Annotated in this window: 9 protein-coding genes, 1 tRNA gene and 1 pseudogene; 5 read left to right on the forward strand and 6 right to left on the reverse strand. The window is 43.8% G+C overall.

Annotated elements, in window-relative coordinates; all coding sequences use genetic code 11:
- Window positions 1-384 precede the first annotated feature (384 nt).
- Together FKN88_RS16840 and FKN88_RS16845 are read right to left on the reverse strand one after the other, a co-directional pair.
- Complete coding sequence (locus tag FKN88_RS16840; protein ID WP_004394611.1) at window positions 385-1,641, reverse strand: HD-GYP domain-containing protein; 1,257 nt, start codon at window positions 1,639-1,641, stop codon at window positions 385-387.
- A 182-nt stretch (window positions 1,642-1,823) separates the two neighbouring features.
- Window positions 1,824-1,908, reverse strand: a tRNA-Leu gene (locus FKN88_RS16845).
- 189 nt (window positions 1,909-2,097) lie between these two features.
- Here FKN88_RS16845 and FKN88_RS16850 point away from each other — a divergent pair.
- Window positions 2,098-2,574, forward strand: a complete 477-nt coding sequence (locus tag FKN88_RS16850) for an RDD family protein (RefSeq protein WP_154170091.1) — start codon at window positions 2,098-2,100, stop codon at window positions 2,572-2,574.
- A gap of 96 nt (window positions 2,575-2,670) precedes the next feature.
- Here FKN88_RS16850 and lptG read toward each other — a convergent pair whose 3' ends face one another.
- The gene (gene lptG, locus FKN88_RS16855) at window positions 2,671-3,741 is read right to left on the reverse strand and encodes an LPS export ABC transporter permease LptG (RefSeq protein ID WP_004394610.1); all 1,071 of its coding nucleotides are present in this window, start codon (window positions 3,739-3,741) and stop codon (window positions 2,671-2,673) included.
- Between the two features lie 3 nt (window positions 3,742-3,744).
- Window positions 3,745-4,848 (reverse strand): LPS export ABC transporter permease LptF, encoded by a 1,104-nt coding sequence (gene lptF, locus FKN88_RS16860; protein ID WP_072670376.1) that lies wholly within the window; start codon window positions 4,846-4,848, stop codon window positions 3,745-3,747.
- A 192-nt stretch (window positions 4,849-5,040) separates the two neighbouring features.
- On the opposite strand from lptF, the gene pepA reads away from it, so the two are divergent.
- The 3 genes from pepA to FKN88_RS16875 all read left to right on the forward strand — a co-directional run bounded on the left by pepA (window position 5,041) and on the right by FKN88_RS16875 (window position 10,007).
- Window positions 5,041-6,549 carry a leucyl aminopeptidase gene (pepA, locus tag FKN88_RS16865; RefSeq protein WP_004394608.1) on the forward strand — a complete coding sequence of 503 codons (1,509 nt, stop codon included), beginning with the start codon at window positions 5,041-5,043 and terminating at the stop codon, window positions 6,547-6,549.
- Window positions 6,550-6,604: 55 nt separating this feature from the next.
- The gene (locus FKN88_RS16870) at window positions 6,605-7,054 is read left to right on the forward strand and encodes a DNA polymerase III subunit chi (RefSeq protein ID WP_154170089.1); all 450 of its coding nucleotides are present in this window, start codon (window positions 6,605-6,607) and stop codon (window positions 7,052-7,054) included.
- Window positions 7,055-7,148: 94 nt separating this feature from the next.
- The gene (locus FKN88_RS16875) at window positions 7,149-10,007 is read left to right on the forward strand and encodes a valine--tRNA ligase (RefSeq protein WP_154170087.1); all 2,859 of its coding nucleotides are present in this window, start codon (window positions 7,149-7,151) and stop codon (window positions 10,005-10,007) included.
- 61 nt (window positions 10,008-10,068) lie between these two features.
- On the opposite strand, the gene FKN88_RS16880 is transcribed toward FKN88_RS16875, so the two are convergent.
- Window positions 10,069-11,031 carry a D-2-hydroxyacid dehydrogenase gene (locus FKN88_RS16880; protein ID WP_154170085.1) on the reverse strand — a complete coding sequence of 321 codons (963 nt, stop codon included), beginning with the start codon at window positions 11,029-11,031 and terminating at the stop codon, window positions 10,069-10,071.
- Between the two features lie 64 nt (window positions 11,032-11,095).
- Window positions 11,096-11,833: a pseudouridine synthase gene (locus FKN88_RS16885; RefSeq protein ID WP_161426689.1), complete on the reverse strand. Its 738-nt coding sequence runs from the start codon at window positions 11,831-11,833 to the stop codon at window positions 11,096-11,098.
- Between the two features lie 444 nt (window positions 11,834-12,277).
- Here FKN88_RS16885 and FKN88_RS16890 point away from each other — a divergent pair.
- Window positions 12,278-12,799, forward strand: a pseudogene (locus tag FKN88_RS16890) (divalent metal cation transporter); the annotation flags it as partial.
- Window positions 12,800-12,895: the final 96 nt, after the last annotated feature.

Genomic DNA, 12,895 nt, shown 5'->3' on the forward strand with positions numbered 1-12,895 from the left:
ACCGAAGTGCTTATTGCTAAGCATTTTGATTATCATCAACGAGTGCCCACACAGATTGATTGGTTTAAATTGTTAAAGAGCTGGCTTGCGAATCTCTCGTTGAGCTTCGAAGCGGAGGTGAATTCTAGCGAGTTAATTTGAAGAGTCAAACACTTTTTCAAATTTTCTTTTTTAGAAGCTTTCCCTCAACCAACACTACCTGAAGCCTTGCGGCGTCTGCCGTGTCAGTGAGGGCGCATTATAGGGAGTTCGATAAACTTGGCAAGCGTAAATTTTAAATTTTCCCGAAAAAAACACTGTTTGCGCAAATAACCAGCAAGCCATTATTTACCTACCACTTATCATCATATAGCCAACATATTACCCACACCTTCCTGTGGATAACTAATCATCACTGTCAAAGAAATAGGAAATACGAGCTCTTGGGTTTAAGTAATCACGAATGTTATCAGGAAGCTTATGTGGCAAAATTGCACTCAGGATTTTTATTTCCTTATCGGCGAGATCGATAATCGGCGCTTGTGTTCTAGGAACCGAAGGATCATAAATCAATACATTCGGCGATAATAGCTGCTTAGCATTGACGGATATCACCAAGCCAATAGCATGATTCGACAATTGCACTACTGTACCTGGTGGATATACCCCCATAAATTTCACTAAAATACTTAAGTTTTCCTGGTTATAAAGATGCTTGGCATTTTTATATAGATAAGAAAGTGCGATATAAGGAATTTTTTGCTCGCTGGCAATCGCTGGATGACACAGATTATCAAATGCATTCGCAACCGAAATGACTTGAGCTAATTCATCAATATCGGCTTCTTTAAGACCTTTAGGGTATCCAGAACCATCGCTTAACTCATGGTGCTGCTCAATAACAATTTTTGCGCTTTCTGGAAAAGCTTCAAAACTACTCACCATTTCTAAGCCATATTTTGTGTGTAGCTTAAGATAATTTTTCTCTGGTTCAGTGAGCGGAGTGGTTTTACGTACAATCGCACTCGGTACTCTTATTTTACCAATGTCATGAAATAGTGCTGCAAAAGCAATTTGTTTGATTTGTTGCTCTGTGAGCCCTTTAGCTTTAGCGATCATCATTGAGATCACCGAAACATTCAGTGAATGGAAATAGATATCTTCAAATTCACTTTTACTATTCATTAAGTGCAAAGTAACATTCTCATCACTCAATAACTTGTCGACGATCTCTTCAACTAAGGCACTGGCTTCATCAATAGCATCAGCCGGGCGACTACGAATTTTATTCATAATTGCTCGCATACGCGCCAAAGAACGTTCGAACTCTTTTTCACACTCTAATACTTGGCGACGATAACGATTGAGTTTCTCTATCCGCTGTTCTTTCTCCTGCCAGAGCTTATCCGCCTGTTCATCAAGATCCGTCGGTTCTGCTACTGTTTGAGACTCACTATCGAGAGGTAAAGGCGAAGTATCACTTTGTGCGGGATTTAAAAAGACGTGCTGTATGCCCAAGTGCTTGATCAACTGAATTTGTTCAATGGACTGAATTTTAAAACTATTAAATAAGAAAGGATGCTCATTCCATTTAACTGGTAAGCGAATATGTAAACCTGGCTGCAATCTATCGACGGTGATTTTTATGCTTGTACTTGCCACGATCAGGACCAACAAAATAGAATTTTTTCTAGTGTAGGAGATACGCAGGGCAAGATCACCCTCAGAGGTCGCTAACTGTGCTTGCGGTTAACATATTAGCGGCATGAAATTGAAAATATCGATGTGACTTGTTCAGAAACAACAAAGCCCCGACTTTCGTCGAGGCTTTGTTGTATAAATAATGGTACCGATGGGCGGACTTGAACCGCCACTCCCGAAGGAAACGGATTTTGAATCCGTCGTGTCTACCAATTTCACCACATCGGCATCTTGGCTATTGCCATCTGATGTTCGGCATTATACGTAAGAACGACGCTAGCGCAATAACAAAATATTGAAAAACAAATCGTTTGCTGAATATTTCGCCACAACGCCTCTTGTTTTTCTAACTCTCTTTCCAGAGCGACAAACTACCGATATGCTGATGGTCATTTATCGCACTTTACACAGACGACTATGAATAAAACTTCAACCTTACTGTCAGCCGGATTTTTCCGCCGATTGACCGCTCTACTCTATGATTCATTGATTGTTGTTTCTTTATTGATCGTCGCGGGCGGTATGATAATGGTTATTTTAGAAACCTTAGTCGCCATTGGTGTCCTAAGTTATGGCCCTTATCAAAATGTCAGCCAATTTTTAACTCGTCATCCCACTTTCAGTCCAGCCTATACCTTGTATTTGGCTACCATTTGGATTTACTTTTTTGTTTATTGTTGGACCAAGCATGGGCAAACCTTAGGCATGAAAGCATCAAAGATCTTGGTCCGTAATCAAGACGGTAGCTTAATTACGACCACACAAGCTCTTATTCGGCTTGCAACTGCAGGGCTAGGATTAGGGAATCTAACGGTGCTGATTGATCCACAAAAACGCAGTTTTCAAGATATATGGGCGAAGACAGAAGTGGTTGTAGTCAATCAATCTCGTTGAAACGTATAACCAAGCGGCGTTGAGCTGTAAAAAGAAAGGTATCTTGCTCGAAAAGAATAAGGGGGAGATAAATTATCTCCCCTTCTTTGTTTCATTCTACAACTTACGACGTAATAACATAACGGCAATCGTGAGAAAGACCAAGCTAGGGGCAATAGCACCAAAAGCTGGGGGGAAACCGTAAACTAAGCTTAATGGACCAAAAAACTCACTGGAAATGTAAAAAGTGAAACCCGCAATCACCCCAGAAAGAATTCTCGCTCCCATGGTTACGCTGCGCAGTGGACCAAAAATAAATGACAATGCCATCAACATCATCACACCAATCGAGAATGGTTGAGTCAATTTACGCCACAAGGCTAATTCATAACGAGAGGCGTCTTGCTCAGAGGCTTTCAAGTAATGAACATAATCATACAGACCACTTAAGGCGAGCTCTTCAGGTTTAACCGTCACAACCGCTAATTTATCGGGTGCTAAGGCCGTACGCCATTGGTAGACATCTAAATATTGTTTGGTCAGAACCACATTATCTTGTAAATCAGTTATCTGTACTTGTTTCATTAACCAATGATTATCACCTAAATAATCCACCTGTTCAGCAAATACCACATGACGAAGCTGTTTCTGCTCATCAAAACGCCACATATTCAGACCATAGAGGCGTTCATTATCAATCTTCGCAACAAAGATAAAATCATTGGCGTCTCTGGCCCATACACCTGTCCTTACGGAAAGGATATTACCACCAGAGGTTGCGAAGGCGCGCATATCACGCGCCATTTTTTGAGCTTGAGGAGCGCCCCATTCACCCAGTAACGTAACAATAATCATTAAGGGAATCGCGGTTTTGAGCACCGATAAACCGATATCTAATTTAGAAAAGCCAGAGGCTTGCATCACCACTAATTCTGAACTGGCGGCTAAGGCTCCTAAACCGATGAGCGCACCCAGTAGCGCTGCCATAGGAAAAAACATTTCCACATCACGCGGCACACTTAACAGCACAAAAAACAAGGCTTGCAAAAGATCATAGCTGCCATCGCCAACTTTTCTTAACTGTTCAACATATTTAATAATGCCGGACAAGCCCACGAAGGTCACCAGTACAAGAGTTGTGGTTGCAATAATGGTTCGCCCGATATACCAATCTAAAATTTTAAACACGAATTAGGCCACCTTGCGCTTTGGTCTGAATTTGTCTTTTATCTTTCTTACCCATACGCTATCCAAGGTATTTGCAATAATCGCTGCAAATAACAAGGCGGCGTTGATGGGCCACATACCGATTTCAATCGGAATCGTTCCATCTTCTAAAGCCGATTTCATGGCACTGATGGTTAAGAAATAGGTTAAATAAATCAAAATGGCAGGGCCCATTTTGGCGAATCGTCCCTGTCTCGGATTGACTGCCGACAGTGGCACCACCAACATTGTTAATAGTGGAATACACAATACCAATGAAATACGCCATTGCAGCTCTGCTTGCGCACGCGGATCCGGATTCCGAATCAAAGCTAAAGTCGGCGTCTCTTGCCAATCACGTCCTTTAGCCTTGACCGAGCGTTGACCAATGAGACCTTCGTATTGATCAAAACGCGTGATCATATAGTCTAATCGCGTCGGAACCCCTTCATAACGAACGCCATTATGCATAGTGATCATCTGCCGGCCATCACTCAATTCTTTGACTTCGCCAGAATCAGAAAACATCACGCTAGGTAAAATCGATTGACGGGGGGCAAGCTGTGCGACAAAAACATTCTGTAACTTTCTATTTTCGATGTTATCAATAAAAACCACTGATGAACCATCTGGCGAGCGCTGAAATTGACCTTTTTGTAATAAATCAACGCTACTTTCCGCCGCTAACTGTTCAATGAGTTGAGCTTCTTTATCTTGGCTCCATGGCGATAACCAAAAAGCATTAAAAGCCGCGGCACTTGAGGTAATGATCGCTAAGTAAAGCGCGGCGCGGATCAGAAACTTATTTCCGATACCCGTTGCGTTCATTACGGTGATTTCGCTTTCTGCGTACAAGCGACCAAAGGTCAGCAGAATACCGATGTATAAGCTCAGCGGCAGCATGAGCAATCCCATCGCTGGCATATTTAACGCGACGATTGATAGGATCATTCGCGCAGGAATTTCACCATCCGAAGCATCAGCGAGAACACGAATGAATTTTTGGCTCAAAAACACTAAAAACAGCACGAAAAAGATCGCAAACTGGCTCTTTAATGTCTCTCTGATCAAATATCTAACAATAATCACGCTGAAATAACCTATGCAAAACTTGTTTTTTTGATTGAATCACTATAATTTCCCGTTGAACCTTTTATTTTTTTAAAATTTCGCTATCTGTTAGAACACCTAAACTATAGGTTGATCCATTAACGGATTCATCAAGTAAGAATGCATTATCTAACATTTAGTTCTATTTGTCTTTAGGATGTAGGAGTACGCATGGAGTTCAGTGTTAAAAGTGGTAGCCCAGAAAAACAACGCAGTGCATGCATTGTGGTGGGGGTTTTTGAACCACGCCGACTTTCTCCAGTAGCAGAACAGCTTGATAAAATCAGTGATGGCTACATCAGTTCACTATTGCGTCGCGGTGATCTAGAAGGAAAACCGGGCCAGATGTTGCTGTTGCATCAAGTTCCGGGAGTCTTGTCTGAACGAGTATTACTGGTAGGTTGTGGTAAAGAGCGTGAACTGGGTGAACGTCAATATAAAGAGATCATCCAAAAAACCATTAGCACTCTTAACGAAACTGGCTCAATGGAAGCAGTATGCTTCTTAACTGAGTTACACGTTAAAGGCCGCGACACCTACTGGAAAGTTCGTCAAGCCGTAGAAGCAACCAAAGATGGTTTGTATACCTTTGATCAATTTAAAAGTGTTAAGCCAGAAACTCGTCGCCCACTGCGTAAGCTGGTATTTAATGTTCCAACTCGCCGAGAATTAAGCTTAGGTGAACGAGCCATCAACCATGGTTTAGCCATTGCTTCTGGTGTGAAAGCCAGTAAAGATCTTGGTAATATGCCACCGAATATCGCCAACCCAGCCTATTTGGCTTCTCAAGCCCGTCGTTTAGCGGACGATTATCCGACCATCACCACCAAAATCATTGGTGAAGAAGAGATGGAAAAACTCGGTATGACGTCTTATTTAGCGGTAGGCCGAGGTTCGAAAAATGAATCCATGATGTCGGTGATCGAATATAAAGGACACGCAGACCCAACAGCAAAACCGATTGTGCTGGTTGGTAAAGGCTTAACCTTTGATTCAGGCGGTATCTCACTCAAACCAGGCGAAGCCATGGATGAGATGAAATACGACATGTGTGGCGCAGCTTCAGTGTTTGGTGCCATGAAGGCACTGGCAAAGCTGAATCTACCCATTAATGTGGTGGGTATTTTGGCTGGTTGTGAAAATATGCCTGGCAGTAATGCCTATCGCCCAGGCGATATCCTGACTACCATGTCAGGCCAAACCGTTGAAGTATTGAATACCGATGCTGAAGGGCGATTAGTACTGTGTGATGCGCTAACTTATGTTGAGCGTTTTGAACCCGATTGCGTCATTGATGTCGCAACCTTAACGGGAGCTTGCGTCATTGCTCTTGGTCATCACATCAGTGCCGTTATGTCGAACCATAACCCTCTGGCTCATGAGTTGATCAACGCCTCTGAGCAATCGAGTGATCGTGCTTGGCGTTTACCGCTAGCAGATGAATATCATGAACAATTAAAGAGCCCGTTTGCTGATATGGCTAATATCGGCGGTCGTCCAGGTGGTGCCATCACCGCAGGATGTTTCTTATCGAAGTTTACCAAGAAATATAACTGGGCACATATTGATGTGGCTGGTACAGCTTGGAAATCGGGTGCAGCCAAAGGTTCGACTGGACGTCCAGTCTCGATGTTAGTGCAATTTCTCCTCAATCGTAGTGGCCACGATAGCGAGGAATAAACCTCAAAAAAGGGCCAAACGGCCCTTTTTTATTGCAATCAATGTGAGGTAACCAATGGCAACCGCAACCTTTTATTTAATTGCTAATGATAGCCCTCAAGCGACCATTACAGGATTTGAGCACTATATTGTTTACCTAGCGCACCATTTTGCTCGGCAAGGTGCCAAGGTGTACGTACATTGCCAAGACCAGCTTCACGCAGAACAGTTAGCGGAACGCTTTTGGCAAGTTGAGCCCACCCAGTTTATCGCTCATAACCTGATCGGTGAAGGTCCCAAATATGGCACTCCGATTGAAATTGGCTATCACGGAGTGAAGCCAAACTACAACCGCCAATTGGTAATAAATCTGGCCGATAATCATACAACCTTTGCGAACGCCTTTAGAGAGGTGGTAGACTTCGTCCCCTGCGAAGAAAAAACCAAGCAGCTGGCACGTGAACGATATAAAATCTATCGTCAAGCAGGCTATCAGTTACAAACTGTCGAGCTACAGCATCCGTAGGTCAAACCTTATAGTTAAGGCGATCTTGACCAAGATCCTTCACTTATGAAGTTTGACTAAGATTAACCATTCACAGTATCCATTTAAGAGCACTATGGAAAAGACATATAACCCAACAGCAATCGAACAAGCTCTCTATCAGACTTGGGAAGAGAACGGCTACTTTAAGCCACACGGTGACACTTCAAAGCCAGCGTACAGCATTATGATCCCGCCACCGAACGTCACTGGTAGCCTTCATATGGGTCACGCCTTCCAAGATACCATCATGGATACTTTGATCCGTTGCGAGCGCATGAAGGGTAAAAATACCTTATGGCAAGTTGGAACGGATCACGCCGGTATCGCTACCCAAATGGTCGTTGAACGCAAAATTGCTGCAGAAGAAGGCAAAACGAAGCATGATTATGGTCGTGAAGCGTTTATCGACAAGATTTGGGAGTGGAAGGCTGAATCTGGCGGTACGATTACTCAACAGCTACGTCGTCTAGGGGCTTCCGTCGATTGGGAGCGTGAACGCTTTACCATGGACGACGGTCTATCAAATGCCGTGCAAGAAGTGTTTGTTCGTTTGTATGAAGATGATTTGATCTATCGTGGCAAACGTCTTGTTAACTGGGATCCAAAACTGCACACCGCGATTTCCGATCTTGAAGTTGAAAATAAAGATATCAAAGGCCACATGTGGCATTTCCGCTATCCGTTAGCCGATGGCATTAAAACTGCGGACGGTAAAGATTATATTGTCGTCGCCACCACTCGTCCTGAAACCATGCTCGGTGATACTGGTGTCGCGGTTAACCCTGAAGATCCTCGTTACCAAGCATTGATCGGTAAAGAAATCCTACTCCCGATCGTCAATCGCCGCATTCCTATCGTTGCCGATGAGCACGCCGATATGGAAAAAGGCACGGGTTGTGTAAAAATCACTCCAGCTCATGACTTCAATGACTATGAAGTGGGTAAACGCCATCAATTACCGATGATCAACATTCTCACCTTTGATGCCAACATTCGTGATGCTGCCGAAGTGTTTAATAGTAATGGTGAAGCAAGTGATGTGTACAGCAGTGAGCTTCCAGAAAAATACCACGGTATGGAGCGTTTTGCCGCACGCAAAGCAATCGTTGCTGAATTTACCGAACTGGGCTTACTGGATGAAATCAAAGATCATGATCTGACCGTACCGTACGGTGATCGTGGTGGTGTCGTAATTGAACCGATGCTGACCGATCAATGGTATGTGCGCACAGCTCCGTTAGCAAAAACAGCCGTCGAAGCCGTCGAAAACGGTGACATCCAGTTTGTGCCTAAGCAGTACGAAAACATGTACTTCTCTTGGATGCGCGACGTACAAGATTGGTGTATTTCTCGTCAGCTATGGTGGGGACATCGTATTCCGGCTTGGTATGATAATGATGGCAACGTTTATGTCGGTCGTGATGAACAAGAAGTCCGTGCTAAACATAACCTTGCACCAGTCGTAGTGCTTAAGCAAGATAACGATGTGTTAGATACGTGGTTCTCCTCTGCTCTCTGGACGTTTGGTACACAAGGCTGGCCAGAAAATACCGATGCACTAAAAACCTTCCATCCATCAGATGTATTGGTGACAGGCTTTGACATTATTTTCTTCTGGGTAGCACGGATGATCATGATGACCATGCATTTCTGTAAAGATGAACATGGCAAACCTCAAGTCCCATTTAAAACCGTTTATGTCACCGGCCTTATCCGTGATGAAAATGGCGATAAAATGTCAAAATCGAAAGGTAATGTCCTCGATCCTATCGATATGATCGATGGTATTGATCTAGAGTCATTAGTTGAGAAACGTTGTGGCAACATGATGCAGCCTCAACTTGCCGCTAAAATCGAGAAAAACACGCGTAAAACGTTTGAAAACGGTATCGAACCTTATGGAACCGACGCACTGCGCTTCACGCTAGCAGCCATGGCTTCAACCGGTCGTGATATTAACTGGGATATGAAACGCTTAGAGGGCTACCGTAACTTCTGTAATAAGTTGTGGAATGCCAGCCGTTACGTGTTAATGAATACCGAAGCGCAAGACTGTGGCTTTACTGCTGGTGAGATCGAGTACTCACTGGCCGACAAGTGGATTGAATCCCAGCTTGAGCTAGCAGCCAAAGAGTTTAATAACCATATCAATAACTTCCGATTAGATATGGCTGCAAATACCTTATACGAGTTTATCTGGAACCAATTCTGTGACTGGTATCTAGAGCTAACCAAACCCATTCTTTGGAAAGGGTCTGAAGCTCAGCAACGCGGTACGCGTCGCACCCTTATTACCGTTCTCGAAAAAACACTGCGTTTGGCTCACCCGGTGATCCCTTATATTACCGAAACCATCTGGCAAAGCATCAAGCCTCTGGTTGACGGGGTTGAGGGCGAGACCATCATGCTCCAAGCACTACCTCAATATAATCCAGAGAACTTTAATCAACAGGCACTGGATGATATTGAATGGGTAAAAGCCTTTATTACCAGCATTCGTAACCTACGTGCTGAATATGACATTAATCCGGGCAAACCTTTATCGGTAATGTTAAAAGTTGCTAGCGAAGAAGATGCCGCACGCGTTGAAGCCAATAAACCTGTGCTGATTTCTCTCGCCAAACTTGAGTCCGTACGAGTGATTGAAAGCAATGAAGTAACGCCAGCTTGTGCTACCGCACTGGTCGGCAAATCGGAATTGATGATCCCGATGGCAGGATTGATTGATAAACAAGCTGAACTTGAGCGTCTAGCGAAAGAAATCGCCAAAACCGAAGGCGAGATCAAACGCATCGAAGGCAAACTGAGCAATCAAGGGTTTGTCGCTAAAGCCCCAGAAGCAGTGGTTGCTGTCGAGCGTGACAAACTCAATAGCTATCAAGAAACCCTAGTGAAGTTAATCGAACAAAAAGCCACTATCAGCGCTTTATAAATATCATCTTTACTTAACAAGAAAGGCAGCAATAACGCTGCCTTTCTCTTTATACCTGTAACTAAACCAACCTATTTTGCGACTTTCCAGCAATAAATGCCTCGATATTAGCGATTAGTATCGTCACCAGACGTTGAATGGCACTATCACTTCCCCAAGCAACATGTGGAGTGAGTAATAAATTCGGTAAGTCCATATTGGCAATCAGTGGATTCCCCATGTCAGCGGGCTCTTGAGTAAACACATCCACCCCAGCTCCAGCAATACGACGTTGCTTTAACGCATCCACCAGAGCCACTTCATCAATTAATCCCCCTCGACCGGTATTAATAACCAGCGCATTCGGTTTCATTAACGCCAACTCTGGCTGACTGATTAAATGGGTGGTCGCTGCCGTTAAAGGACAATGCAGTGTTAATACATCAGCCGTCGTTAATACCTGCTCAAAACGAACATACCCTTCACGGCAAGACTCAGCACCTTTGTGTTCTGCAAACATCACTTGCATCCCTAATGCTTGAGCTAGGGCTGCCGTTGCTTTACCGAGCGATCCACCACCAATAATACCCATCACACTACCGGCAATATCACCAATCGGATGAGTAAAGAAACAGAACTGCTTATTGCGTTGCCACTCTCCGGCAGCAATATCTTGATGATACCCAAAGAGATTGCGCCTTAAAGCAAACATCATCGCAATAACATGTTCAGGGACCGATTGAGTCGCGTACCCCTGCACATTACACACCGCTATATTTAGCTCACGACACGCCGGTAAATCAACATTATTCGTGCCCGTTGCAGAAATCGCGACCAACTTGAGTTTCGGCAGTTGAGCCAGTATCTCGCGAGTGAGTACCACTTTATTAGTGATCACGATATCAGCGTCACCGATACGCTCAAGTACCTGATCAGGCGTCGTAAAATCATACTCTCGCCACTGGTGAGCAACGCTCAGATCGGGAAGATCAATATGACGAGGGATCGTCGCTCGATCCAAAAACACCATGTTAAGTAATGACATAAACCACTCCCTCAAATCACTTTAATCGCACATTGATTACTTCACTTCGTCTCGTTCAATCACATTAAGGACGAGGTAGAGTTTTATAATCCGGTAGTTTTCTTTCTGGATCAAAATGATCCAAGATCACCGCCTCAGCTTCGGGATAGAAATCACACGGTACAAAAATGGTTCGCAGCCAATGACTGCGTGGATGATAAAAACTGAGTTCTGCAGCGTGCAGGGCTAATCGATCAGAAAAAGCTAATGCGTCAGGAGAAGCATAAAACTCGTCACCGACTATCGGATGCCCAATCGCTAACATATGTACCCGTAACTGATGAGAACGCCCCGTGACAGGAAACAAACGAACAATCGTTGTCTGCTCCTCTTGCTTAACCACCTGATACAAGGTTTTCGATGCTTTACCATGCTCAAAACAGACTTTTTGTCGCGGACGATTCGGCCAATCGCAAATTAATGGTAAATCAACTTCACCTTGCTGCTGCTCAAGTTTGCCCCATACTCGCGCATAGTAGACTTTATGGGTTAATCGATACTGAAACTGCTTTTTCAGCGCCGCTTCCATGTATTTATTCTTAGCAAACAGCATTAAACCTGACGTCGACATATCTAAACGATGCACGACTTGGATTTCAGAATGCTCAGCCACCAAACGACTCCACATACTGTCATAATGCTCAATATGTTTGCCGGGCACAGAGAGTAATCCTGACGGTTTATTGACCGCCAAAATATACTCATCTTCATACACCACATCTATCCACGGATCGGTGGGGGGATGGTATTCAATCATCGCCATTATTATTGTCTCATCAGGAAAAAACGCCGCATTATATACTTAAATAGGGTCAAGTTGCAGATTGATAGTAAGAGGGATGATCAGCACTTTATGCATCGCTTGAGCTTAGTAACTCCACCGAAAACGTAACTAAAAGTTGACAGAATATTAACCTATGATATTGATACGATATATTGACATAAGATCAATAATTCATATACCCAAATAACTTGGAGTTGTAGGTAGGCGGCAAGTGAGTTCATCCCCATGAGCATAGGCAGACGATGCGATCGGTGTGAACCAACGTAGCCAACACCGCTGTAGCTTCAAGTAGGAAGGGGATAGTGACCATAACAATAAATCAAACACAACTATCAATCATACCTCTGGCACTGAAGATTGCTGAATCATGGCCTAAAACCAAGTGACCGCAAACGCAAGTCAAAGGTAGAAAAAGGATCGAGAATGGAAAACAGTGTCCCTTATTCAAACACCGAAAAACTCAGGTTAAAACAATTAGTTCGCTCACTTGGTCCGGGGATCATGATGGCCGCAGCGGCAGTAGGAGGCTCCCATCTTGTCGCTTCCACTCAAGCTGGTGCAATTTATGGCTGGCAATTAGCGGCATTGATTTTACTGGTGAATTTATTCAAATACCCTTTCTTTAAAGCTGGTGTTCAATACACCATGGGAACCGGAGAAAGCCTCGTTGAAGGTTACGCTAAGCTAGGAAAAACCTACCTGTGGGGATTCACTCTATTAAGTATTTTCTCCGCAATAGTTAATACGGCTGCGTTACTGTTATTCAGTGCCAGTTTACTGGGTTACTTCATCCCATTTGAAATAGCGACCAGCGTACTTAGCGGCTTCATTTTAGTAACTTGTTTGATTATTTTGATCGCAGGGCACTACAAAGCTTTGGATGTTCTCTCCAAAACCATCATGGCAGTGCTCACCCAGGGCAAGATCATGAACGTTTTTTGCGCAATGCGAGGTTAAGTTTGACCTGACGTGCGGGCTGTGATCTTATGCTCCTTTTTTAAGGTGTTGCCATGAATATTAATACCATCAAAGAGCACTTCA

It is taken from the genome of Vibrio sp. 2017_1457_13 (assembly GCF_030851525.1).
Classification (GTDB): domain Bacteria; phylum Pseudomonadota; class Gammaproteobacteria; order Enterobacterales; family Vibrionaceae; genus Vibrio; species Vibrio metschnikovii.

Bases quoted from the DNA above. Each gene is read 5' to 3' on its own strand.
- FKN88_RS16850 (WP_154170091.1), top strand. From the start codon at position 2,098: ATGAATAAAACTTCAACCTTACTGTCAGCCGGATTTTTCCGCCGATTG.
- pepA (WP_004394608.1), top strand. From the start codon at position 5,041: ATGGAGTTCAGTGTTAAAAGTGGTAGCCCAGAAAAACAACGCAGTGCA.
- FKN88_RS16870 (WP_154170089.1), top strand. From the start codon at position 6,605: ATGGCAACCGCAACCTTTTATTTAATTGCTAATGATAGCCCTCAAGCG.
- FKN88_RS16875 (WP_154170087.1), top strand. From the start codon at position 7,149: ATGGAAAAGACATATAACCCAACAGCAATCGAACAAGCTCTCTATCAG.
- FKN88_RS16880 (WP_154170085.1), bottom strand. From the start codon at position 11,031: ATGTCATTACTTAACATGGTGTTTTTGGATCGAGCGACGATCCCTCGT.
- FKN88_RS16885 (WP_161426689.1), bottom strand. From the start codon at position 11,833: ATGGCGATGATTGAATACCATCCCCCCACCGATCCGTGGATAGATGTG.